The 24326-nt window shown below is 39.3% G+C and carries 18 protein-coding genes and 1 pseudogene; 8 read left to right on the top strand and 11 right to left on the bottom strand.

What is annotated here, in order from left to right; genetic code table 11:
• Window positions 1-70 precede the first annotated feature (70 nt).
• The 3 genes from H6G76_RS18795 to H6G76_RS18785 form a co-directional block, all read right to left on the bottom strand.
• Window positions 71-5497 carry an ATP-binding sensor histidine kinase gene (locus H6G76_RS18795; RefSeq protein WP_190703792.1) on the bottom strand — a complete coding sequence of 1809 codons (5427 nt, stop codon included), beginning with the start codon at window positions 5495-5497 and terminating at the stop codon, window positions 71-73.
• A 466-nt stretch (window positions 5498-5963) separates the two neighbouring features.
• Entirely contained in the window at window positions 5964-6521 is a 558-nt protein-coding gene (locus H6G76_RS18790; protein ID WP_190703790.1) for a glutathione S-transferase family protein, read from the bottom strand.
• Window positions 6522-6533: 12 nt separating this feature from the next.
• The gene (locus H6G76_RS18785; RefSeq protein WP_190703788.1) at window positions 6534-6998 is read right to left on the bottom strand and encodes a hypothetical protein; all 465 of its coding nucleotides are present in this window, start codon (window positions 6996-6998) and stop codon (window positions 6534-6536) included.
• Window positions 6999-7510: 512 nt separating this feature from the next.
• Between H6G76_RS18785 and H6G76_RS18780 the strand changes: the two genes are divergently transcribed.
• A complete protein-coding gene (locus tag H6G76_RS18780) occupies window positions 7511-8227 on the top strand; it encodes a tetratricopeptide repeat protein (protein ID WP_190703785.1) in 717 nt (238 codons plus the stop codon).
• A gap of 280 nt (window positions 8228-8507) precedes the next feature.
• Here the strand turns inward: H6G76_RS18780 and H6G76_RS18775 are convergent, their stop codons facing one another.
• The 3 genes from H6G76_RS18775 to H6G76_RS18765 form a co-directional block, all read right to left on the bottom strand.
• Complete coding sequence (locus H6G76_RS18775; protein WP_190703783.1) at window positions 8508-8915, bottom strand: hypothetical protein; 408 nt, start codon at window positions 8913-8915, stop codon at window positions 8508-8510.
• 390 nt (window positions 8916-9305) lie between these two features.
• Window positions 9306-9749, bottom strand: a complete 444-nt coding sequence (locus H6G76_RS18770) for a hypothetical protein (RefSeq protein WP_190703781.1) — start codon at window positions 9747-9749, stop codon at window positions 9306-9308.
• A gap of 177 nt (window positions 9750-9926) precedes the next feature.
• The gene (locus tag H6G76_RS18765; RefSeq protein ID WP_190703779.1) at window positions 9927-12938 is read right to left on the bottom strand and encodes a valine--tRNA ligase; all 3012 of its coding nucleotides are present in this window, start codon (window positions 12936-12938) and stop codon (window positions 9927-9929) included.
• A 53-nt stretch (window positions 12939-12991) separates the two neighbouring features.
• Between H6G76_RS18765 and H6G76_RS18760 the strand changes: the two are divergent.
• The 4 genes and pseudogenes from H6G76_RS18760 (at window position 12992) to abc-f (ending at window position 17692) form a co-directional block, all read left to right on the top strand.
• Window positions 12992-13418, top strand: a pseudogene (locus H6G76_RS18760) (GxxExxY protein).
• Window positions 13419-13494: 76 nt separating this feature from the next.
• Window positions 13495-14727: an MFS transporter gene (locus H6G76_RS18755; RefSeq protein WP_190703777.1), complete on the top strand. Its 1233-nt coding sequence runs from the start codon at window positions 13495-13497 to the stop codon at window positions 14725-14727.
• Window positions 14728-14762: 35 nt separating this feature from the next.
• Window positions 14763-15719: an N-acetylglucosamine kinase gene (locus H6G76_RS18750; protein WP_190703775.1), complete on the top strand. Its 957-nt coding sequence runs from the start codon at window positions 14763-14765 to the stop codon at window positions 15717-15719.
• A gap of 335 nt (window positions 15720-16054) precedes the next feature.
• Entirely contained in the window at window positions 16055-17692 is a 1638-nt protein-coding gene (gene abc-f, locus H6G76_RS18745) for a ribosomal protection-like ABC-F family protein (protein WP_190703773.1), read from the top strand.
• Here abc-f and H6G76_RS18740 read toward each other — a convergent pair.
• Complete coding sequence (locus H6G76_RS18740) at window positions 17677-18168, bottom strand: thioesterase family protein (RefSeq protein WP_242056455.1); 492 nt, start codon at window positions 18166-18168, stop codon at window positions 17677-17679. The genes abc-f and H6G76_RS18740 overlap by 16 nt on opposite strands.
• Before the next feature lie 215 nt (window positions 18169-18383).
• On the opposite strand from H6G76_RS18740, the gene H6G76_RS18735 reads away from it, so the two are divergent.
• Window positions 18384-20975, top strand: coding sequence for a GAF domain-containing protein (locus H6G76_RS18735; RefSeq protein WP_190703771.1), 2592 nt, complete (start codon window positions 18384-18386; stop codon window positions 20973-20975).
• A 95-nt stretch (window positions 20976-21070) separates the two neighbouring features.
• Here the strand turns inward: H6G76_RS18735 and H6G76_RS18730 are convergent, their stop codons facing one another.
• The gene (locus tag H6G76_RS18730) at window positions 21071-21661 is read right to left on the bottom strand and encodes a DUF2808 domain-containing protein (protein ID WP_190703769.1); all 591 of its coding nucleotides are present in this window, start codon (window positions 21659-21661) and stop codon (window positions 21071-21073) included.
• 257 nt (window positions 21662-21918) lie between these two features.
• Between H6G76_RS18730 and H6G76_RS18725 the strand changes: the two genes are divergently transcribed.
• Window positions 21919-22410 carry a hypothetical protein gene (locus tag H6G76_RS18725; protein ID WP_190703767.1) on the top strand — a complete coding sequence of 164 codons (492 nt, stop codon included), beginning with the start codon at window positions 21919-21921 and terminating at the stop codon, window positions 22408-22410.
• Between the two features lie 163 nt (window positions 22411-22573).
• Here H6G76_RS18725 and H6G76_RS18720 read toward each other — a convergent pair whose 3' ends face one another.
• Window positions 22574-22876, bottom strand: a complete 303-nt coding sequence (locus H6G76_RS18720; protein ID WP_190703764.1) for a TMEM165/GDT1 family protein — start codon at window positions 22874-22876, stop codon at window positions 22574-22576.
• Between the two features lie 123 nt (window positions 22877-22999).
• Window positions 23000-23416, bottom strand: a complete 417-nt coding sequence (locus H6G76_RS18715) for a TMEM165/GDT1 family protein (protein ID WP_190703761.1) — start codon at window positions 23414-23416, stop codon at window positions 23000-23002.
• 133 nt (window positions 23417-23549) lie between these two features.
• Here H6G76_RS18715 and H6G76_RS18710 point away from each other — a divergent pair, with 133 nt between their 5' ends.
• Window positions 23550-23804 carry a YlcI/YnfO family protein gene (locus H6G76_RS18710; RefSeq protein ID WP_190703758.1) on the top strand — a complete coding sequence of 85 codons (255 nt, stop codon included), beginning with the start codon at window positions 23550-23552 and terminating at the stop codon, window positions 23802-23804.
• A 40-nt stretch (window positions 23805-23844) separates the two neighbouring features.
• Here H6G76_RS18710 and H6G76_RS18705 read toward each other — a convergent pair whose 3' ends face one another.
• Window positions 23845-24168, bottom strand: coding sequence for a hypothetical protein (locus tag H6G76_RS18705; protein WP_190703756.1), 324 nt, complete (start codon window positions 24166-24168; stop codon window positions 23845-23847).
• Window positions 24169-24326: the final 158 nt, after the last annotated feature.

The raw sequence follows: 24326 nt of genomic DNA, 5'->3' as shown, positions 1-24326 counted from the left end.
TTTATTTGTGCATCAAAATATCCCCAATTACTTTAAGAGATTGGGGAGATAAGCATGAATTTAGCAATAATTAACCAGAAATGGGAATAGAAACTATAAACTCTGTACCTTCACCGACAACAGATTCACAAGTTAAATTCCCACTATGGTTATCTACAATAATTTGCTGACTAATAGACAAACCTAAGCCAGTACCTTTGCCTACAGGCTTACTAGTAAACAAGTGGTTAAAAATACATGATTTTACTTCTTCAGTCATACCTTTGCCATTATCTTTAAACCTAATCAATACATTCTGGCGATCCTCAGATATCTCTGTTGTAATGGTAATTGTATTAGGATGGTTCACAGAGTTATCATGTAAGTTCCTAGTAATAATTGCCTCCTCTAAAGCATCGATCGCATTAGCTAAAATATTCATAAACACCTGATTCAATTGCCCTAAATAACATTCCACCAAAGGAATATCACCGTACTTTTTAATGATTTGTATGGCAGGGCGGTCAGAACTAGCTTTGATTCGATGTTGTAAAATCATCAAAGTGCTATCAATACCTTCATGGATATTAGCTACTACTTTAGATGTCGTATCAGCACGAGAAAAAGTCCGCAGTGAAGTGCTAATTTCTCGAATGCGTTTTGTACCCGTTTTCATGCCTTCAATCATTTTAGGTAACTCTTCCATTAAGAAAAGTACATCGATCTCTTCAGCTTTTTCTTCAATTTCATTGCCTGGGTTAGGGAATGTACACTCGTAAAGTTTTAGATAATCGATTAAATCATTAACAGCATCTTTTGCTAAGTCAACATTACCGGCAATAAAGCCAACAGGGTTATTAATTTCATGCGCTACGCCTGCAACTAAATTTCCCAAAGATGACATTTTTTCGCTTTGAATAATTTGTAGTTGTGCTGCTTGCAAATCTTGAAGCGACTGTGCTAATTGTCTGGAATTATCTTGTTCTGTGGTATACAAGCGGGCATTTTCAATGGCAATAGCCATTTGAGAAACTAGAACTTGTAAGACTTTGACTCTTTCGGGAAGAAATGCGCCTGTTGATGTCTGATTTTCTAGATAAATAATCCCAGAAAGTTTTGATTGATAGATAATTGGCAAACACAGAATTGATTTTGATTGGGATGCCTGAATATAGTTATCAATCTTAAAAGGATCAGTCGATATAGAATCATTTAAAACAAGATTTTTCTGAGTTTTGAAAACGTAGTTAATGACTGATAGGGGTAGATTTTGATAGTTATCAACAGGCACTGATTGTAAAACAGTGACTGAATCATCAGCTACATTACCAGAAGCTTCTATATAGAGTTCAGCATCTTTTACTAGTAATAACACTGCTTTCTGTGCCGCAGCATTTTCTAGTAATATTTTGATTAACTTACTCAATAAACTTTCTAAAACAATTTCGTTGGTTATCGCTTGGGAAACTTTGACGAAGGTATTAAAGTCTAAGAAATCACTCAAACCACTACTAGTAGTGGTATTAGTAGTCATGTGGGTTACATCTAGTTTGAGTCTAGACGCGGCGGGGATACTAGTTTGTTGAACTAGGAAAGGATATTTTAATTCTAAATGCTTAACTTTAGCGATCGCGCCCCAACGAATGTAGGCATAATAAGCTTTAGTGAGATAAGTTTGATGAATTAACTCTTTACCTAAAGCTTTGTAAAATTTACTCGCTAATTCGTAGGCTAAGGCTTCTTCTTGAAGATATCCATGTTCTTGAGATTTGATAATTGCCAGTTCATAGTAATCCATTGCCTCTAAATTTTGATGCAAAGCTTGATATATTTCAGCCTCAACTAGATAGAATTTATGCAAGTGATTCATGGGAGCATGAGTCGCCCAAAGTTCCATCTGACGCTGATTATTTCGGACTCTTTCTAAAATCGATACTTGCGTTGATTCTGGAGCAGTATGGTAAATTGCTAGTTGTGCTAAAGAATCATAAAAAGAAAATAGTGGAACTACAAACAGTCCTGTTACGCCAGCTAAAGATTTTTCTGCCATGACAGCATTTTCTAAAGCTTGCTCATACTCTTCAAATATATAAGAGAGCATAAGCTTATTGATAAATAAGTGATTTATTGTGTAAAGGTCGTTTACTTGCTGATGAATTGGTAGCATCAGTTGCTCATTGTAGACATCACCCATCAAACAACAAATATTTCCTGACTTGCCTTGCAAATTTAATACTGCTTGCAGATAGATTTTGTTCCAAGTTAAAGCTACTAGCTGCTGAATTTTTTGCAAAGAATCGCAGTAAGCCACAAGTTCTGCTTCTAAAACTAACAGTTCTTTCCCTAGCCAAAATGAATGGCAAGGATAGATATAACCACAGTAACCAGCGTATTCTAAATCTCCAGTTTCTACACCACTTAAATAGCCTGTTTTTGCTGTAGTTAGCGTTTCCTTGAGATGATCTTGCCAATGCATAACATGGGCGCTAACTACAGTTAAAATCTTGGCTTTAATTTCAGAATTAAATTGAGACATTAGGTTTAATGCCAACTTACCAAATTCATAACCAAAATCAATTTGTCCAAGAACGCCACAAAGAATTAATCCATATAGGCTGTAACCATAGGCAGAAACAGATGTATTCCCATAATTTAAAGACAAATTGACCATTTTGCAGGCAATAACAGGCATCATCTCTGGGGCAGTTTGAAAGGCTGCGGGGAGAACGCCCATCAGGATTCGCATTGCTGCTATTTTTTGCGGATCGGTCATTAAGGGTAAGTTAATTAAATCAGCGATCGCTTTTCCTTGCAACTTAACAACTATCTCATCTATCCCCTGCTGAATATCGCTAGGAGTTGGTTTTTCAGGCATATCAATTCCTAGCAATTGCAGTACTGATAATGCTGTTGTAATAGCTTTTAGTTGTTGACTTTGAATGATAGCAGAGATAATTTGTACTTCATAAACTTTGACTTTATCTAGTAAATTATCAGCATTTTGTAATACCACATCAGCCCATTGCTGCATCTGTTCAAAATTGCCGCTCAGATAAGCAACCTCGGCTGCGCCTTCATATAAGCCCAGAGTTAATTTATATTCAGTTTTCCAAGCACCTTTACTTAAAAGTTCTATTCCTATTTTTGAATACTTGAGAGCCGCTTCATAAGCTGTAGATGCTTTCGCTTTTTGTGCTGCAATTAAATTTAACTTTGCTAACTCAGTTTTTTCAGCTTGCTCAATTAAATAAGCAGTCCCGACATTTAACTGATTAACAATATCAAAAATATTAGCTTCAATCTCATCCTTAGGTGTATTTTGCAATAGCAATTGACCTATTTTTAGATGAGTTGCTGTCTTCTGAGATTCGGGAATTAGTGAATAAGCTGCTTGTTGCACTCTGTCATGTAAAAACTTGTAACTGATTCGTGAAGTATCTACTTTGTACTGAACAGCTTCTTCTTGATTAAAAACTAAAGGAATACGGTAAGCTTCGTTTAAGGGTAAGATTAATCCTGCTTGTAAAGCTGCATATAAATCAGATGCTGTTACAGATGGTGATTGTTCATAGATAACTGACAAGACATCCAACCCAAATCTATCGCCGACACAGGCTGCTAACTTTAAGACATCTTGCGTAGATTGTGGTAATTTCTCTAGCCGACTAGCAACTAATTCAACTACATTTTTATCGGTAATCCCAATAGCTTGAATTTCTTGTAAATTCCACTGCCATATAGCACTGCTAAAGTCAAATTGCAAAAGCTTTTCTTGATAAAGTGCTTGAAGTAATTGCGTTATAAAAAACGGATTGCCAGCAGTTTTATTACAAATTAGCTCTGCTAGTGGGCAAATTTGTTTATTAAAAAACTCATTATTTTGAATGTTACTTTCAAAGTATCGACTTGCTTGTAATGTGTCAGTTACTAGTTGCTGAACCTGATTTAAATCTAAAGGTTGTAAAACTATGTTATTAATAGCTGTACCATTAGTTTTAATATCTTCAATGGCTTGAATTAAAGGATGCGTAGAATTAACTTCATTATCTCTGTAGGCTCCAATAAATAATAAATATTTACTGTTAGCGTTAGTAGTTAAAATTTTTATTAAATTTAATGTAGCAGAATCTGCCCATTGTAAATCATCTAGAAATATAACTAATGGGTGTTCTTTTTGTGTAAATACCTGGATAAACTCTTCAAAAACTCGATGGAAGCGATTTTGTGATTCTGTTGCTCCTAGTTGAGGTACTTCTGGTTGTTTACCAATGATTAATTCAACTTCAGGAATGACATCAATAATTATTTTGCCATTACTTCCCAAAGCTGATAAAATCTTATTTCGCCATGTAGCAATTTTTTCTTGATTTTCTGTCAGTAAGCAGCGAACTAAATAGGTAAATGCTTGAATTAACGAAGCATAAGGAATATTACGCTTTAACTGGTCAAATTTACCTGTGATAAAGTAACCTTGACGATGAGTAATAGGTTTACTGACTTCATTTACTAAAGCAGATTTACCAATACCAGAATAGCCAGAAACTAATACGACTTCATTACTTCCAGATGTGATGCGTTCAAAAGCTGTTAAAAGTTCATGAACTTGTGTTTCCCGTCCATATAACTTTTGAGGAATTAATAGCTGACTTAAAACATCTAAACGACCTGGAACGAAATTAACAATTTCTTGTTGGTTTTCTAAAGAATTTAAACATAGTTCTAAATCAAATAATAAACCTGCCGCACTTTGGTATCTATCTTCAGCATTTTTTGCCATCAGTTTCATGACAATTTCTGAGATAGCTATAGGAATCTCTGGATTGAAAAACTGGGGGTTTAACGGTTGAACTGCTATATGTCTATAAACTATTTCTAGAGGATCTTCACTAAAAAATGGTATCTCTTTGGTAAGCATTTCGTATAAAGTCACTCCCAAAGAATAAAAATCACTCCGGTAGTCAAGAGTACGATTCATTCTCCCGGTTTGTTCAGGAGACATATAGGCAAGTGTGCCTTCAACACAGTTAGGATTAGTAAATTGGGGAGTTTCTTTGTTTAAACGTGAGGCGATACCAAAGTCTGCAAGTTTAACTTGATTTGTTTGGTAGTTAACAATGATATTGCTTGGTTTGATATCTTTATGAATAATTTGGTTTTTGTGAAGATAATCTAAAGCTTTAGTTAACTGAATAGTAATTTTTAAAGATTTGATTAAATCAATTTTTTCTATTTTTAAAATTTCTGCTAAAGATTGCCCTCCAAAGTCTTCTAATAACAGCCCTACACGATGATCAAAGTTTTCTAGAGCAATTGCTTTAACTATATTGAGATGGTCTAAACCTTGCTGAATTTGATACTCGTTTTTTAGACGAGTAAAGGCTTCAAGAGTAGGAAATTCATTTTTAAGCAATTTGAGGATTACTCGCTGTTGCTTTTCTGGCATTTGCGCCCGATAAACAATTGTTTGGACTCCTTCGTTAAGGGTAGCGTTAATTTGGTATCCAGTAAGATTTGCCATTGATTTTTGACTACAAGTTACAAAAGTTAGCACTAGCCCCTTTTCTTAAACACAAGGGGTTCTGGTTTAATTATTCCCAGTAGGCAAAAAATTCTTACTATCGCTAACAATAACGTTATAAATATCGTTGTAATATCTATAGCAATCCTCAAACCTAAGCTTTTCTAAGTCTCTTTATCGAAACTTAATAGTATAGATGGTTTTCTTGTTGGTAGTTTAATCGATGAGTATGGTAAACATAACAAAGTTATGAAATTTGTTAGCCTTGTTAAAAGGCAGACGGAAGTACCAAGTTTTTTCAAAAATTCAATAGGAGTTTTGTAGTTTGGTTTTTTATGCCAAGTTATTATTATAGTGCGGCTTAAATCAAGCTATTAGCTGAAACAGGCGAAGAACTTAAGAAATCAATGCTCTTACTTGCTGCCTTGTTGTGCTAGGAAAATGGTGGGACTTGCCCACCATTCAATTAAGCTCGGCTACCAACACCTTTTTGGAATGCTGGTCGTTCAGTCATACGCTTGATGTAGTCTAAAACTGCTGGATAGGCACTGAGGTCTAGTTTCAGCATCATGGGAATGTAAGCAAGGATAGAGCCAACAGCAACGTCGGCAACTGTGAATTCGTCACCCAGTAAGAAAGGTTGCCGCGCGAAAATTTCATTCAAGGGAGTCAACAAACGGGGTACTTCTCGCTCTCTGGTTGTTTCTGTAAAAATTCCTGGGCCGAGAGTACCGTTGGCAAATAATACCCATTGGTAAAATTCGGCACGCTGTTCTGGCGAAACTGAGGTTTTGCCATACTTATCATTTAAATACAGCAGAATCGCACCAGATTCCCACAGATGTACATCTCCATCAATGATGGCTGGGACTTTACCCATCGGGTTAATTTTCAGATACTCAGGCTGCAAGTGTTCGCCTGCTTTCATATCTAGCTGCACAAACTCATAGGGAATTTGTAGTTCTTCTAGATACCACTTAACGATGGAAGCGCGGCTCATAGCACCGCCGTAAAGTTTTAGCATAATTACAGATATTTAAAGAACTTTGTGAGTATGTGAGTGCTGTTTTACATTGTCGTCTTTTGTTACTACCCTGGCAGCATTTAACACACGCTTTCGCTCAGTTGAATACTTGAAATCAGTGTAGGTTGTACCAAGAGGAATTAAGGTTTTGGCAGTTTCTGTACGCTTATAGGTGCGGGCGGCTGCAAAAACTCGTTGTGCAAATTCATCTGCAAATTGAGCGGAGTCGGGAAAGCCTTCTGGCAGTAGTGGTGTATCCCCATCCAAGACTGCTTCTAAGGTTGTGGCACAAGCTAGTTTGTAGGAAGTAGGAATATCTTTCATTAATGCTTCTAAAGATGCAGAAGGAATTGGCTCTATCACATCCACTTGATGAACTTCTCCATCTTCTTTAATAAAGCAAGTTGCTAGACCGATAACGACGTAATCATCGGCTGCTAAATCGGATGTATCTTGATCAGAAATTGCTGTTGTCATGGGAAATTTTCACAAGACCTAAAAATTAAAATTCTGTAACGGAAAACTTGGAGTGTGTTAGTGGCTTTTTAAGGGAGAAACACAGCAACAAAAAGAAACTCCTATAGTCTCTTGAGGTTGCCATGTCTCTGTACCCTTTTCTCCATCTCTTATGAACGGCTAGTAGGATTCTATCAAGTTGTTGCTCATTCAGAATTAGGAAACAGGCAAGAGACACACGGAAAAAGGATAGTTAATTTTTTTAGTATCCAGTAGCTAAGATCTAATCCCCGTAAAGATTGATTTTGTTTTTTTCTGGAATTCTACTTGCGAGTGAAGTATCTATTAATAAGTTAGTGCATGAATTGTTGGTATAAGTCCAAGTTTTTTACTGGTTGTAGTACCGACAATTTCGTCTGAGTTACTTAAATTAAAGTAATTATAGACACATTTAAAATGTATCGGGGCATGACTACCACCATAGATAAAACTTGAATTTAATTTACAAGAGCAAGCATCTTAGGCAGGGAGACATGAACAGTCACTCATTTTTAACTTCTGGTGAACAGCAAAATAACAGTTGCCAATCTGTTGTAGCTGATACGTCAAATACTCTAGGGGATGAGGCTGATGGTAGTGGTAAATCTGCTTTAGAAGAAAGCTACTTGCGCTCTTGTGCTTTGAAGTCTGCTAAACAAGGAGATTATACTAAGGCGATCGCCCTGTTAAACGAATTGATTCACCATCATCCCCAAAATGCGCTTGATTACAACAATCGGGGCTTGATTTATTTTCAAACAGGCGACAAGCAAAAAGCTTTGGGTGACTACAATACAGCACTACAATTAAATCCTCATTTAGCTGGTGCTTATAATAATCGGGCAAATTACTACGCAGCTTGCGGAGAGTTGGCTGCTGCACTTGATGACTATGACCAAGCGATTGATTTGAATCCTAGTTATGTGCGCGCCTGGATTAACCGAGGTATTACCTTACGGGATTTGGAAGAATATGAGGAGGCGATTGAGAATTTTGAGATCGCACTGCTGTTTGGTCAGTTAGAGGCTCATATTTGGGCTGAACGCGGCAGAACTTACCATCTTTGGGGCGACTGGAATTGTGCGATCGCAGATTATCGGCGTGCGCTAACAAAAGTATCCTTACTAGATCATAGCGGTAGTTTTTCGGGTTGCCGTTTACGTTTAAAAATTGACACTTGGCTAAATGATCTGTTGTTTGGCAAGTACTAGGGTGAATTAGTAATCTTCAACAGCAGTTAAATGAAGCTTGACATCATCTTCAGCTGATTAGTGGGTGTATCTGTGCAGAAACTAAAGAACCCTCTCCCCTGCGTCCTTCATGATAAGTCTTTCACCGAACACGATATAACGGCAGATTGAGACCCTGTATTACTAATAGCTAATCAGTGATAACTATATAGCTTTTTAATCATTATGTGTATATCTCTATATACGCAACTATGCATAAAAGGAACTGTAATGAGTGCAAATTCCTAAATCAAAATTGCGTTTAGGGTAAGGAATTTAAGGGTTTAATTTCTTTCCCATCCTGATTTGTTAACACAACCAGACGCTGGTTAGGTTGAAATTTATATCCTTGCTGCTCAATCATAGTTTTAGTTTGGCGGGGATCAAAGTTGCGGACAAATTCTGCCTGTAAGGTATTAACACGGCCTTCCATAATTTTGACTTCAGTGCGAACTTCTCGCAGCTTTTGCTGCTGTAGCAAGTGATAAGGCAAAAGTTGTGTTAGCGCGGATGCTGCTGCTGCTAAGATGACAAAATTGACACCTATCTTGACTGAGGCTTCAAGAGCCATCACTTGATAAGAACGTTGACGAAGATGCCGTTTTGGACGAGGCGTTTGGCGTTTCTGTATAGGTTGTAACGGCTGTCTAGATGGTTGGAAGGCGTTCATAATTTTAAAAATAACCTCACTAGTTCAATAAAAACACGCTATACCAGCTATTGTCGCTATTTAAGACTGAAGTTAGCTGTCATATTACTGCATTTTTTTGCAATTGCTACACGTATGTCAAAAGTTAGAAATTAATCCAACATACGTAAATCTGGGGTTTAACAGTTTGCTGTTCTCAACTACCAGCTTTGGGAAATTGCACCCAGCACCCAAGGATTATTAATCCTTTGTGATTTTATGTCAATGCCAAGCAAATATGATAATATTTATAGCCCAGCACCTTTAACTTTAAGTAAAGTTATCTTTTGAGTTTGAGAAGAGAAAATTATTAAGTAAAATTTTGCAATTAACAATAAATATTTAGTGATTTGCACACAAAGCTTAATATTTTTAACTACCAGCCGCTTCATCTTTGTGATGACCGTTCCTCTCACGCTTGAGACTTTCTTCTAAAGCTTGAATTTGTTCACGACGGGCTTCCAATTCTAGAGAACGACGGGCTAAGTCTTGATTTTGCAAGGTTAAAGATTGTCGCCACTGTTCGGCACGTTCTGCTTCTTGTTGTAAAAATTCTGGAGTCATGCCACTGCTGAGGTAAGTTTGTACCAAGTTCAGTACCCAATTACAGGCATCGTCTAGCTTTGTAATTTCACCTGTAGGAGAAAGTTCTACTAGAACTAGCAATTTTTCACTCATAGAGTTGCCTTTACCCAAAAGAATAAAAGCTTCTTCGGGAATAATTGCCCAGAGATTTTCAGCTTCTTGACGTGCTAACAAGTGCAACTGGTACTGGTCTAAAAATTCGTTTTTTTGTACCTGAGCTAGGTATAACATGATCGTTGTTTAGCTCCACTTTACAACCAAAAATTAAAAAATAAGTGATAAGTCAGGCGAGAGGGGACAGGTGACAAATGAATATTTGGGAATTTTTATTTATGGGTAATTGGTGAGAGTTTGGCTCAAAACTCTCCCATTACCCATTACAGTTATGACAGACTCAGCAGGCGATCGCTACAACAATGTCTGAAGGCGTACGCGCAAAATTTCGGCTTGTTTTTCAGCCTCGGCTAAGGCATCTTTCGCTCCTTTTACCACGTCGGCGGGAGCTTTATCGACAAACTTAGGATTGCTTAACCTACCTCTGAGAGATTGGGCTTCAGCTTCAGCTTTGCTAAGGCTTTTCTCCAGTTTGGCGCGTAGTGCGTCAACGTCTACCACACCAGTCAAGGGAATTACTACTTGGACTGTACCGACAACCCCAGCAATGGTTTGTTCTGGTGTTTGTGGCTGTTCTAAGACTGCTTGTTGCTGTATTGGCTGTGTATCTGGCGGGAACAACCCAGCCCAGAATTGTTGTCTAGCTTCGGCAGTTAAAAAGTTACGAACAGCAAACCAAGCAGTATAACCTAAACCGACAATTTCAAAGAAAGTGCCAATCAAGGGAATGGTGTTAACTGTGTTAGCAGCTGCGAAACCAACTTTGGCAAAGACAAGCCCCACAATAACTAAACCAATAGTCTTCCAACCCTGTAGGGGTTTTTGAGTTGCTACTGCTATTGGGGTTTTTTGTTCACCAGCAAAGCTTAAAGTTTCCACTTTAGCTAAATCCTTGATATAAGCTTGGCAAGCAGTGAGGATTTGCTGTTCCTTGATGCTGTCGGTTTGCAAATATACCTTTACTTTTGCCCCTGGCTTTACATCCGCCTCAGCGCGTAAATTGCGAATTGTGCGGATAGTGCCAATCAGCAATTCAAACTGTTCTTCCAAAGCGGGATCAATGAGATTGGCATCTGCCTTGGGGTAGGCTTGTAAAGCCAAAGATTTTTGAGAATCTGGGTCTTGTTGGGTGAGTACCTGCCAGATTTCCTCAGTGATGTGAGGCATAAAGGGATGCAGTAGTTTTAAAATCCCTTCCAGTACGTAGGCTAAGGTTTGTTGGACTGCGCGACGGGATGCGGGATCAGCAGTTGGTTGTAACCTAGATTTGACTAATTCAATATACCAGTCGCAGAAATCGCCCCAAATGAATTCGTATAGACCCTTGGCTGCTTCCCCTAAACCGTAGTTATCGATGCTATTTGTAGTTTGCTTAACTACTTGATGATAACGAGAAAGAATCCAGCGATCGCTCAATTCAGTAGCAACAGGCTGACCGAGTTGTTGCGGTGTCTGTCCATCCAAATTCATCATCACGAACCGCGCCGCATTCCACAACTTATTGGCAAAGTTGCGCGATGCTTCCACTGAGGATGACTCATCAGTTTTGCGGTTGTATTCTAGGCGGATATCTTGACCTGCACCTGCAACTTCCTTCACCAAGGTGTAGCGCAGGGCATCAGTGCCGTATTTCTCAATCAAAATTAACGGGTCGATGCCATTATTCGCCGTCTTCGACATCTTTTTATTGTTTTCATCCCGTACCAAGCCGTGGATGTAAACTGTCTGGAACGGCATCTGCCCGGTAAAATGACCCGCCATCATCGTCATTCTGGCAACCCAGAAAAAGATGATGTCAAAGCCTGTAACTAGGGTTGTAGTGGGGTAATAAGTTGCTAAATCTGGGGTTTTTTCTGGCCAGCCTAAAGTTGAGAATGGCCATAGCCCCGAAGAAAACCAAGTATCAAGAACATCTGGATCTTGTTGTATCTGGACATTTTCACCAAATTGTGATTTGGCTTTCTCCCAAGCTTCATCAGCAGACTTCGCCACGACAAACGGGGTAGTATCGGTGATTTGTCCGTCAGTTTCGCTAACAGCGTACCAAGCCGGAATTTGGTGTCCCCACCAAAGCTGACGGGAAATACACCAGTCGCGCAGACTGACCAACCAATCACGGTAAACCTTAGTCCAGCGTTGAGGGACAAACTCAGGTGAATTTTGTTGGTCGAGGAATTCTAGGGCGCGGTCTGCCATTGGGCGAATTTTGACAAACCATTGAGTCGAGAGGAGAGGTTCGATTGGGACTTTACCGCGATCACTATAAGGAACGGTATGCTTATAATCTTCTACCTTCACCAAAACCCCATCAGCTTCCAGACGAGCAACTACATTCTTTCTCGCCACAAAGCGGTCTTGTCCTTGAAACTCGCCAGCGTTAGCGTTGAGAGTGCCATCCTTATTCAGGATGTTAATAAACGGCAAATTATGACGCTTACCCATCTCAAAATCATTGGGATCATGGGCGGGCGTTATCTTCACGCAACCCGTACCAAAACTGGGATCAACCAACTCATCGCCAATAATGGGAATTTCGCGCTGCATAATTGGCAGCGTGAGTGCTTTACCAATCAGGTGTTTATATCGGTCATCATTGGGATTCACCGCTACCCCAGTATCACCCAACATCGTTTCTGGTCGAGTCGTCGCCACCTCAACATAACCAGACCCATCAGTCAGTGGATAGCGGAAATGCCAGAGATTACCATCAACCTCCTTAGATTCCACCTCCACATCCGACACAGCCGACTGAGTAGCCGGACACCAGTTCACCAAATATTCACCACGATAAATTAATCCTTCATCGTACAGACTTACAAAAGCTTCTACCACAGCTTTAGATAAGCCCTCATCTAACGTGAAGCGTTCCCGTGACCAGTCCACCGAGACACCCAAACGGCGTAGTTGATTAACAATTGTTCCCCCAGACTCCGCCTTCCACTGCCAAGCGCGTTCTAGGAATTGTTCACGCCCCAACTCAGAGCGAGTTTTACCTTCTTTTTTGAGTTGTCTTTCTAGCATCGTATGCACAGCGATACTAGCGTGGTCAGTTCCGGGTAGCCACAGAGTATTGCGTCCTTGCATCCGGTGGTAACGCACAAGCACATCAATCAATGCACTTTCAAAAGCGTGACCCATGTGCAAACTGCCAGTAACATTCGGTGGCGGAATGACGACACAATAAGGTTCGCCACCGTGATTAGGGTCAGCTTTGTAAACTTGGTTGTCTTCCCAGAATTTTTGCCACTTAGCTTCAGTGGAGAAGGGTTCGTAGAGACTGGGAAGATTTAGGATAGTTGCGGTCATGCGGGGAAAACTAAGTGTGGAAGGACTTTAATAAATTTTGCCACAGGGTTGTTATGGAAACGAACCGCCAAGAAGCCAAGAACGCCAAGAGAAGAGAACCTAGCCAAGAGTTAGATAGGTTAGCTTATGCTGTAATTGGAGCAGCGATAGAAGTACATCAGAGTTTTGGGGCCAGGATTTTTAAAGGAAGTGTATCAGAAGGCATTAATTATAGAATTTTTAAGGCGAGGGATACCTCATGAGTTTGAAAAGTTTGTAACAGTTAATTACAAAGGTCATGAAGTAGGCAAAGGTAGATTAGATTTTTTAGTTGCCAATTCTTTAATTGTGGAATTAAAAGCAGTCCACAACTTAGCACCTATTCACGAAGCTCAAGTTCTCTCGTGCCTGAAAATAACCAACTGTCCCTTAGGCCTCCTCATAAACTTTAATGTCCCTCTTCTAAAAGACGGTATAAAACGCATTATTCTTTCTTCTTAATCTCCTCTTGGCGTTCTTGGCGGTAGCCTGCGGCAAGCCGCTTACGCGTCTACGTTCAAAAAATTATCCTCATCTTATGTCACGCTCCCCCTGGTATTACATCCCCACCTTATATTTCGCCTCCGGTGTACCTTACATCATCATCAACACAGTTTCCGTCATTTTTTACAAAAAACTAGGCATAGACAACACACAAATCGCCGTCTGGACTAGCCTTCTTTATCTACCTTGGGTCATCAAAATGTTTTGGGGGCCAATTGTAGATACTTACTCAACTAAAAGAAAATGGCTACTTTACACCCAATTTGCTATGTTTTGCTGTTTGGGTTTAATCGCATTTTGCTTACAATTACCCAACTTCTTTTTTATCTCCCTCGCTGCGTTAACAGTAGGAGCATTTATTTCCGCGACTTATGATATTGCGACAGATGGCTTTTATCTCCTAGCTTTAAGTCCAGAACAACAAGCATTTTTTGTTGGGATTCGCTCACTATTTTATCGACTTGCGGTTATCTTTGGTTCAGGATTACTAGTAGTTTTAGCAGGACAGCTTGAAAGATATTTAAATAACATTCCCTTAAGCTGGACGATAGCAATTGGCTTTGCAGCAGTAGTTTTAGCTATCCTTAGTATCTTTCACAGCTTAGTTCTGCCTTTACCAGATACAGATAAACCCCGCCAGCTACAAACAGATAATCTACCGTTTTGGTCAATAATTAGTTCCTATTTTGCTCAAGAAAAAATTATCTTCATTTTAGGATTTATTTTGCTTTACAGATTTGGCGAAGCTATGCTAGTCAAGTTTGCTTCCTTATTTTTGCTAGATAAACCAGAAGCTGGCGGCTTAGGATTAACAACATCAGATGTTGGTTTAGTATATGGCACATTTGGCGTGCTATCCCTAATTATAGGAGGCATTTTAGGCGGATTAGTAATTGCGAAGTATGGTTTAAAAAAATGTCTCTTTCCTATGGCTTTAGCATTGAATTTACCAGATTTATTTTATGTTTATATGGCTTCAGCTAAACCTTCTTTAAACTTTGTTTATCCTCTGGTTTCTTTAGAGCAATTTGGCTATGGTTTTGGCTTTACTGCTTTTAGTGTTTATTTAATGTATATCTCTCAAGGAGAATATAAAACATCACATTTTGCTATCTCTACGGGTATTATGGCTTTGGGTATGATGGTACCGGGAATAGTTAGCGGATATCTACAACCAGTATTAGGGTATACATTATTTTTTAGTTTAGTTTGTTTACTGACTATCCCTGGAATGATTATTTTATTTTTTATTCCTTTAAAAGAATAAACAAAACAAAAACCTATCGAACAGTAAAACAATTCATGAGTTACGTTTTAGGAATAGATGGCGGTGGTACTAAAACTGTATGTGTCCTGATGGATGATACTGCTAAAGTACTAGGACATGGTATCGGGGGCGCATCTAACTATCAAAGTGTAGGTGTGGAAGCGGCAATACAATCAATTCATTCTGCTATATATAAGGCTGTTAATGAAGCCCTCAAATCTACTGAGGCAATTACAATTAAAGCGATCTGTTTAGGTTTGGCTGGGGTTGGTCGTCCAGCCGACATTAAAATAATTCAAGGAGTAGTACAAGAGCTACAAAGAAGTAATTGGTTGCCGATTTTATGGGATATACAACCATCTAATATTATTATCTGCCATGATGCTTTAATTGCTTTAGTGGGTGGTATCGGTGATGATGTGGGAATTGTTGTCGCAGCAGGTACAGGCTCAATAGTCTTCGGGCGAAATCAGCAGGGAGAAACTCACCGTGTTGGTGGTTGGGGTTATATTTTAGGAGATGAAGGTAGTGCCTATAAAATTGCTGTTTCTGGTATGCAAGCAGCACTAAAATCTTATGATGGACGTGAAATATTAACGAGTTTAGTAGATAGTTTTAAACGACATCTTGGTTTAGAAAATATACAAGATTTAATTGAAGTAGTATATCGGCGAGGATGGGGAGTTAAAGAGATATCTTCTTTAGCACAAATTGTAGATTTAGCAGCAGCTTCTGGCGATGAATTAGCTAATACGATAATTAATGATGCTGTGGAAGAATTAGTAAAGGCTACATCCACAGTAATTAATAAAATTTTTAATAACAATTCAAATATTGAAATAGTTACAGTTGGCAGTGTTTGGCAAGGTAAGTCTCAAATACAGGAGAGATTTGCAGCATCTATTTTTCAGGATTTCCCGCTTGCTAAAGTGATTTCGCCTAGATACGAACCGGCTTATGGGGCTGGCTTGTTGGCAATCAAGGGGTTATGATAAGATATCCTAAGCCTGTATACAAACCTGCTTCCAATGAAGTAAAATCATTTTAAACTGCTACTCAGCATTCAGCAGTTTCCAGAAGTACTCCAAAAACTCAACCGTATATATAGAACAATGAAGTAGTACCACGTAAAAAACGTCAAAACAAAATCAACAAAACAAGTTTGACAAGGTTACTTCAAAACAGTCATGAACTAAAAATACTGTCATCCCTGATTTATAAGTTAAGCTGCTGAGGAAATTTTTGCAGCTAAGTTTTGTATGCATAATTCACCCGTATTCTTTGTGCATAGACGGGTGAATAGATTATGATTTGAGGTTGCGAAAGAATGCAGAATAAAACAATATTAATAGCTGAGAATTTAGCTTATGAACTCGGCTATGCTAGGACTTTATTTGAAAAAGTTCTGGTGAGTATTGAGACGGATAATCGTATTGCTTTAGTTGGTAGCAATGGTGTAGGCAAATCAACTCTCTTAAAGATACTTGCAGGACAAACTAGTCCGAGTTCTGGTTCGATTTGGCGAAATTGTGGTATTTATTATTTGCCACAAATTAGCACTATCAAGCAAGAAATCAATGCAGATACGGTATTGAACTATTTAATTTCTATTTCTGATGAGTGGTGGCAGATTGAAGAAGTATTACAGACGCAGTTCCAAACAAACATTGACTTATCGCTACCACTTGCTAATTTAAGTGGTGGTGAATTGACGAAATTATTTCTGGCGATTGGTTTATCACAACAGCCAAATTTGTTGTTATTGGATGAGCCGACTAATCACATGGATTTGCAAGCTTTAGAAAGCTTAAAACAGTTGCTTTTAAATTATTCTGGTGCATATGTGATTGTCTCTCATAAACCATTTTTCTTAGATCAGGTTACAAATATTACCTGGGAACTTACACCTAACGGAGTCAAGGTATACGGGGGAAATTATTCTCACTTTCGACAACAGAAGGAAATTCAGCTTGAAGCAGCGATGCGATCGCACGAACTAGCCAAAAAGGAACTCAAACGCACTCAAACAACCGCCATGCAAGAACAGCAACGCGCCGCCCAAGTCCAACGTAATGCTCGGACTCAGTTGCTCAATGGTAGTATCGACAGAAAAGTAGCTGCATCACTTAAAAGTCAAGCGGAAACATCAGCTGGAACTGCGAAAAAGAAACATGAGGCGGCTGTGATCAAAGCTACGCAAAAGGTAGCCGAGACGAAGGTTAAAACTACCAAAGTCACCAGTATTCATTTAGAAGAAAGAAACCACAAGCGCAAAAATCTGATTGATATTCAAGGTGCAAATCTTTGGCTATCAGAACGCTTGCTAATTAAAAATATTCAGTTGCGTGTGTCGTCAGGCGATGCCTTCGGCAAGACGCTTTCGCATCAACGCATCGCCATTGTCGGTGCAAATGGTTCTGGTAAATCAACTTTGGCCAAGGCAATTCTAGGACAAACCGGAAGTCTAAAATCGGGTGAGGTTTCCATTGCACCCACAATGAACGCTGTATATCTTGACCAAACCTACCAACTAGTCAATCGCCAGCAGACAATTCTGGAAAATATGCAAGCTGCGAATCCTCATCTCAGCTATCAGCTATTGCGTCAACAACTAGGACACTTCTTATTCAAATATGATGATGTTCACAAACCAGCATCGGTATTAAGTGGCGGTGAGTTGGCAAGACTAGCGATCGCAATTATTAGCATCAGTGAAATTGATTTACTAATTCTTGATGAGCCAACTAACAATCTAGATATTGAAACTGTAGAACAAATGGTCACAGGTATCAATGAATATCAAGGTGCATTGTGGGTGATTTCTCACGATATTGATTTCCTCAGCCGCATCAATATTACCCAAAGTTTTCAATTGAAAAATCAAGCTTTGCAAATGACGACATATTTACCTAGTGCGCCTGAGGAATATTATCAAGAGATTTTAGATGATCATCCCAAATTTTGAACTTGCAAAAACTTATCCATAATCTCGCGGGGAATTGGTCGCGGACGCATTGTATTGACATCTACCCAAACCCATAATGCTTCGGCCGTAACTAACAAATCTTCTTGGTCTTGTTTGCGAATTTCGTAGCGTCTAAAAGCACGAGTACCACGCATTTCTTTTAACCAGGTGGTAACTTCCAAAGTATCACCAGCCACGGCGGGACGCAGATAATCAATTTCTACCCGCCGCATCACAAATACGCCACCTAACTCTCTATAAATATCCAAAGTTGCGCCCAGATTTTCTGAGTGTTCAATGGCCGCTTGTTCTAAATAATTTTGGTAGACGGCATTATTCACGTGTCCTAAAGCATCCATTTCATAGTGTCGGACGCGCAGTAAAGTCTTGAATGGTTGCATAATGTTAGTTTTGCCAAAGTTCTGGGAATTGTAAAAGTACTGACCCCCAAAAATATTGTCAGTCAAATTAGTCATGCCTGAGTAGCTGGAGCGAATAATACAGCTAATATAGTCAAAATACGGACTATATTTATTTGCCAAAAACAGGGGTAAAGCATGATGACGCTAGCTCGACAAGCGATTAAACTGTGGTTAATGTTAATCAGTTGTTGCTAAAAGCGACACATAAATAAAGCTAATTACATTGTTAATGATTCATAAAGTCTAATCCTGCTATAAACAAACTACTTATGACAGTGCATCAACGTAGTGTTGGGGAGACCGCTGATTTAATTATTGGTGTTCACAACCAAGAAAATCACCAATTACAACCCAATTCTGCTCCTGTGGGTGCCTTATCTAGAAGAAAAGGAACTATTTCAACTTTTCTTGCTCCTCTGACTCAGGATACTTTTAAACAAGTTGTTACCGATGTCGAGCATAAATTACAGATTGTCCATCAAACCTTGTCCATGCTGGATTCTCATGGGTTTGAAACAATTCTGCAAGAAATGTTGCAGTCAATTACTTTAAAAACTGGGGAATTATTAGGAGCAGACCGCACAACTATATTTTTATTAGATGAAGAAAAACAAGAACTGTGGTCAATCGTCGCGGCGGGAGAAGGCGATCGCCCACTCGAAATTCGCATTCCAGCCGATAAAGGTATTGCAGGTGAAGTCGCCACTTTAAAACAAGTAGTTAATATTCCCTTCGATTTTTATAACGATCCTCGTTCCATATTTGCTCAAGCACAAGAAAAAATTACTGGTTACCGCACCTACACAATGTTGGCTTTGCCACTGTTAAACGAAAATGGGCAATTAGTCGCAGTAGTACAATTACTTAATAAATTAAAGCCTTTAGCTCATCCTGACGCACATTTAGCAGAGCGCATTGATACAGTAGGTTTTACGAGCAACGATGAACAATTATTTCAAGAATTTGCGCCTTCGATTCGCTTGATTTTAGAATCATCGCGCTCTTTTTACATGGCTACGCAAAAACAACGAGCCGCAGCAGCACTGATGAAGGCGGTGAAGTCTCTTAGCCAAAGCAGTCTCGACTTAGAAGATACCCTCAAGCGGGTAATGGACGAGGCTAAAGAATTGATGAACGCCGATCGCAGTACCCTCTGGTTGATAGATCGCGATCGCCATGAATTGTGGACAAAAATTACTCAAGATGACGGTTCCACACGAGAGTTACGCGTACCCATCGGTAAAGGTTTTGCGGGTATCGTAGCTGCATCCGGGAAAACACTAAATATTCCTTTTGATTTGTATGACCATCCTGACTCAACAACAGCTAAACAAATTGACCAGCAAAATGGTTATCGTACCTGTAGTCTATTGTGTATGCCAGTGTTTAACGCCGATCAAGAGTTGATTGGTGTTACACAATTGGTAAATAAAAAGAAATCTGGTGATTTTCCGCCTTACAATCCAGCAACTTGGCCGAAAGCTCCCGAATGCTTCCAAGCTAGTTTCGACCGCAATGACGAAGATTTCATGGAAGCTTTTAACATCCAAGCTGGGGTGGCGTTGCAAAATGCTCAACTGTTTGCCACAGTCAAGCAGCAAGAACAAATGCAACGGGATATTTTGCGGAGTCTGTCTAATGGTGTAATTTCTACAGATAAATCAGGTTGTATTATTGCTGCCAATGACAGTGCTAAACGCCTGCTCGGTTTAGAAGCAGAAGAGCGTTTAGAAGGTAGATTAATTAATGATGCGATCGCTATTAAAGAAGGCGACTTTAGCAAATGGTATGAAGACGCATTACACGCCAAAGACCACAAACGCCGTCAGCAATATTATCCTGACCGCACACTTATAAGCACTAGTACAGCACAAGAACAACACAGCATTAATTTATCGATTAATTCTATTGCTGATGTGAATGACCAAGAGCAAGTGCGCGGCGCGTTGGTGGTCATGGAAGATATTAGTGATGAGAAACGCCTCAAGAGTACAATGTACCGCTACATGACTCAGGAACTAGCGGAAGAATTGCTGAAATTAGATGATGCTAAACTTGGAGGCGATCGCAAAGAAGTTTCGATTTTATTCTCTGATATTCGTGGCTACACCACTTTGACAGAAAACCTCGAAGCCGAGGAAGTGGTGAGTATGCTAAACGAATATTTTGAGTCAATGGTAGAAGCCGTTTTTAAACATAAAGGAACTCTAGATAAATACATCGGCGATGCCATTATGGCTGTGTTTGGTTCACCTTTACCTTTAGAAGAACACGCTTGGATGGCAGTTCAAACATCCATAGAAATGCGTCATCGCTTGCATGAATTTAACCAACGTCGTTACGCTGCTAATAAACCGAGAATTAATATTGGCATTGGGATTAATTCCGATACAGTAATTAGCGGTAACATTGGCTCTAGTAAGCGGATGGAATTTACCGCTATTGGTGATGGAGTTAACCTCGGTTCGCGGCTAGAAAGTGTTAGTAAACAATATGGTTGTGACATTATTCTTAGTGATAATACATTTAAACCCTGTCAAGAATATATTTGGGCGAGAGAATTAGATTTCATTCGCGTCAAAGGTAGAAATGAGCCAGTATCTATATATGAATTAGTTGGTTTACGTTCTGATCCAATTCCCAGCGACAAACTGCAAGTTATTGAACACTATCACAAAGGACGTGAGTATTACCTCAAGCGTCAATTTACCTATGCTAGGGCTGAATTTGCCAAAGTTTTAGCATTTGACAACCAAGACAAAGCCGCAATGTTGCATCTTTTGCGTTGTCAGCATTGGTTACAATCACCCCCAACTGATTTAGATTGGGATGATGGTGTTTGGACGTTTAATGAGAAGTAATACCGAGTTGCAGCCAAAGATAGTAACCTAGAGTGGGAGTTGGGAGTGGGGAGTAGAAATACTATTTCTGGAATTAGGGGTCTAATTGCAAATTACTATGGCCAAATGCCATAAAATCCCCTAGGCCAAAACAGCGAGTCGCTGTGGTTATAAAACTGCAACCTTCCATAACCTAAAAACTGTCCGTGGGATTTTTCTCCTGGGGGAAACGCTGTGACTCCAAAGAGATAAACACCAGTATTCCGAGGATTTTGCCAGGGTTTTAGACCAATTGTAATTGTCTTACCTGGAGATACTGGCGGGTCAAATGTTAAACTGACGGTTCTGGTTTTGCGATCTCGCTTCACATCTTTTAATCCTAGCTTCTGTCCTCGACCTGAACGCTTACCTTCAAAAGCAACAGTGTCGCTCAAATCAAAGCGAATATTATCTACTCCCTCACGCTGATTAATTGTGAGGCTTTGCAACCCTTCGCCTGCATTCTCTGGCAAGCTGATTGTAAAGTAGTATGTCGCACCCCATACATAGACTTCGTTATAGGTAGTAGCTGTTTCAACCAGGCGCGGCGGTTGTGCAAAATATACTGTCCCGTCTTGCAACTGAATTGCTTGACTCTGGGATACAAGACATCCTTCTATTAAAGTTATACTGGCGATCGCTGCACCTAACAACACTCTAGGACGCATTACTTTTTCTAGATGAATACTTAATTATTATTGTAGGTTGGGTACACCAAGGCTGCATTATTCCAGTCTTTCTATATACTTTAGAGCCTGGTTGATCTTACTCATGAAGCTTTACTAACCAACTGAGTTTATTAACCTTTCTTTACGTTTTTGTTCTCCTAGTTAAAACTAGTTTGTAAAAGTTAATTGATATTTGTTGTCAAAGTCACTGTTTAAGTTAGACACTAAGAGTAAGAGAACAGCAATTATTTCGTATTATGAATACTCTTGCTACAGTTGCATTCAAGCGGTCATTTTGGCAACCTGCCATTATGTTGACCTTGGGTTTTTGGTTAAGTGCTAGCGTGGTTTTAGATTGGGTAATAATGCCTAGTCTTTATCTATCTGGCATGATGAACGGAGCTAGTTTTACTACAGCTGGCTATGCAATTTTCTGGAATTTTAATCGCATCGAGTTATTATCTGCTGCGGTAATTTTAACTGGTGTATTAGCTTTAAGTAAAACCAAACCAAACTGGCATCCTAACACTATTGTGTTTGCCATTATTTTGCTCACAGTAGCTGTGCTAGAAACTTATTTTTTAACGCCGAATATGTGCGCCGCAGGAATTCATCTCAATCTGTTTGAAACATCTACAATTCCTGACACCATGAATTTACTACACGGCAGTTACTGGATATTAGAAGCAGTTAAGCTGGTGACTGGTGGAATATTGTTGAGCCAATGCTGGCGGATGCAAGCTGAATAAAGATACTCACAGGCAATGGGGAGTAAAGGCTCAAAAACTTCTTCATAGAGACTTATTGCCTATGGCCTATTAGTGAAAATCATAGATCCCCGTTGTGAAAATTGAAAGTTAAAAAACCTCAGTCTTTCTAAAAAACTGGGGTTATCATTTTTTTGGTAATGATTTATGGTGTTGGTTCAGAATCTTGTGATTCTTCGTTGTTAAAAAACAATAGACGTGCAGCGAGGATGGCAAAACCTAAAGCCGCGATCGCCTTTAAAATACGTGTAGGTAATAATTCTGCTACCGCACCCCCTGCTAATGCACCTAAAAGGCTGGTTAATAATAATGCGCCTGCTGTACCAAAAAATATAGCCTTTTGAGATTGACCGCGACTAGAAAGTGCGATCGCAGCTAACTGGCTTTTGTCACCTAATTCTGATAAAAAAACTGTAATAAAGCTTATTCCTAAAAGATGCCAATCCATAAATTTAAGGGGAGTAGGGAATATATAGGAGGTGACAGGTGATAGGTGACAGACTTAAAAGTTTTTTGGTGTCTAAGTTTTATCATCTATGGATTTAATCATCACCTTGGCTATTGCAACAAACTAACCTTGCAATACATCCCAAAACAGCATGACTGAAATTAACAGCAACATTACTCCGGCTGATTTTTCTACAGTTTTGGGACTGAGGCGGCTAGATATCCAACTACCCAACAGCACACCTAGTAAACTTGTGGTGATCAGTGCAGCCGCAGAACCGAGAAACACTACCCAAGGTGCATGAGATTCTGCACTCATTAACAAAGTTGATAGCTGGGTCTTATCACCAATTTCTGCGAGAAATATCGTCACGAATGTTGTGCCAAACACTACAAAAGCTGATTCCCGCTTTTTTGGACTATCAGTAATTACAGGTTGCAGTGGCTCAATAGTGGCAGTTGTGAGTTGAGATGTAGTGTTTTCCTTTAATTCTGGCAGGTCTTTTGCAGAAATAGCTACAGGTGCAGTGTCAAGTTTCACAGGCAGTAGTTTTGTTGCTAGGTAATTTTCATATTTCTCTCATTTTCTCAGATAGTTGCCATAAATTGCAACTGTATTGCCTGAATAAAATAGTTATGGTGAGAGATATCAATAATTGGTTATACAAAATGTTATGGAACGTGAAGCTTTAACAATCCGTTTCCCGACTGAACTGCTTGCCAAAGCCAGAAAACTCAAAAACGAGGGTGAATCGTTTAATGATTTAATCGTTGAGGCTTTAGAACGAGAGGTAAAACGCAGGCGCGGATGGGCTGCACATCAAAGAATTATTGCCCGTAGCGAAATCATCAAAGCCAAAACTGGTATACAACCAGCCTCTACAGATTTGATTCGCAGTCTCAGAGAAGATCAGGGGCGACGTGACTAGAGTTTTGTGTATAGATACCAGCGTTTGGATTCTCTACCTTTTAATTGTTTACAAAATAATGCTCTTTAAAGTAGTCAATTGCTTCTCTAGGGGAAGAATTATAATTAGATTCTTGTAGCCAGTCATGAAATTTATTAGCGTCCCCCTTCAAAACTTCAAAGTAATGAATTCTTAGTGCTACTCTGAATGGCATTTCATGGTGGTAAAAATCATCGTCATGTATTTTTAAATTTTTTTCATAGTAGCTGTTTATAACTTCTACTGCTGAGTCATCTGTATGACAGAAGTATTTCTTGAGACACCAGATAACTATTTGAAATAAGCGTATAGTGTCTTCATCAGTCTGGAATGAGAAACTAACCATCGAATACTCCTATTAAATCTGACTTTTTAGTAGTCCGTAGGTTGGGTGGAACGAAGTGTAACCCAACAAATGCTATGAAGAAAACCGCAAAATTTTCAACTACCTGAAAGATTATCTGAAAATTGCAGAGTTTGGTGTTGGGTGACGGCGCAATCTAG

The organism is Nostoc sp. FACHB-152, from assembly GCF_014697475.1.
GTDB lineage: Bacteria > Cyanobacteriota > Cyanobacteriia > Cyanobacteriales > Nostocaceae > Nostoc_B.
The sequence above is the reverse complement of the archived record's forward strand: the minus strand, read 5'-3'. Positions and strand labels throughout refer to the sequence as shown.

Bases quoted from the DNA above. Each gene is read 5' to 3' on its own strand.
- H6G76_RS18770 (WP_190703781.1), bottom strand. From the start codon at position 9,749: ATGTTATACCTAGCTCAGGTACAAAAAAACGAATTTTTAGACCAGTAC.
- H6G76_RS18725 (WP_190703767.1), top strand. From the start codon at position 21,919: ATGAATACTCTTGCTACAGTTGCATTCAAGCGGTCATTTTGGCAACCT.
- H6G76_RS18755 (WP_190703777.1), top strand. From the start codon at position 13,495: ATGTCACGCTCCCCCTGGTATTACATCCCCACCTTATATTTCGCCTCC.
- H6G76_RS18765 (WP_190703779.1), bottom strand. From the start codon at position 12,938: ATGACCGCAACTATCCTAAATCTTCCCAGTCTCTACGAACCCTTCTCC.
- H6G76_RS18795 (WP_190703792.1), bottom strand. From the start codon at position 5,497: ATGGCAAATCTTACTGGATACCAAATTAACGCTACCCTTAACGAAGGA.
- H6G76_RS18785 (WP_190703788.1), bottom strand. From the start codon at position 6,998: ATGACAACAGCAATTTCTGATCAAGATACATCCGATTTAGCAGCCGAT.
- H6G76_RS18735 (WP_190703771.1), top strand. From the start codon at position 18,384: ATGACAGTGCATCAACGTAGTGTTGGGGAGACCGCTGATTTAATTATT.
- H6G76_RS18710 (WP_190703758.1), top strand. From the start codon at position 23,550: ATGGAACGTGAAGCTTTAACAATCCGTTTCCCGACTGAACTGCTTGCC.
- H6G76_RS18780 (WP_190703785.1), top strand. From the start codon at position 7,511: ATGAACAGTCACTCATTTTTAACTTCTGGTGAACAGCAAAATAACAGT.
- H6G76_RS18730 (WP_190703769.1), bottom strand. From the start codon at position 21,661: ATGCGTCCTAGAGTGTTGTTAGGTGCAGCGATCGCCAGTATAACTTTA.
- H6G76_RS18740 (WP_242056455.1), bottom strand. From the start codon at position 18,168: ATGACTAATTTGACTGACAATATTTTTGGGGGTCAGTACTTTTACAAT.
- H6G76_RS18790 (WP_190703790.1), bottom strand. From the start codon at position 6,521: ATGCTAAAACTTTACGGCGGTGCTATGAGCCGCGCTTCCATCGTTAAG.
- H6G76_RS18720 (WP_190703764.1), bottom strand. From the start codon at position 22,876: ATGGATTGGCATCTTTTAGGAATAAGCTTTATTACAGTTTTTTTATCA.
- H6G76_RS18775 (WP_190703783.1), bottom strand. From the start codon at position 8,915: ATGAACGCCTTCCAACCATCTAGACAGCCGTTACAACCTATACAGAAA.
- H6G76_RS18705 (WP_190703756.1), bottom strand. From the start codon at position 24,168: ATGGTTAGTTTCTCATTCCAGACTGATGAAGACACTATACGCTTATTT.
- abc-f (WP_190703773.1), top strand. From the start codon at position 16,055: ATGCAGAATAAAACAATATTAATAGCTGAGAATTTAGCTTATGAACTC.
- H6G76_RS18750 (WP_190703775.1), top strand. From the start codon at position 14,763: ATGAGTTACGTTTTAGGAATAGATGGCGGTGGTACTAAAACTGTATGT.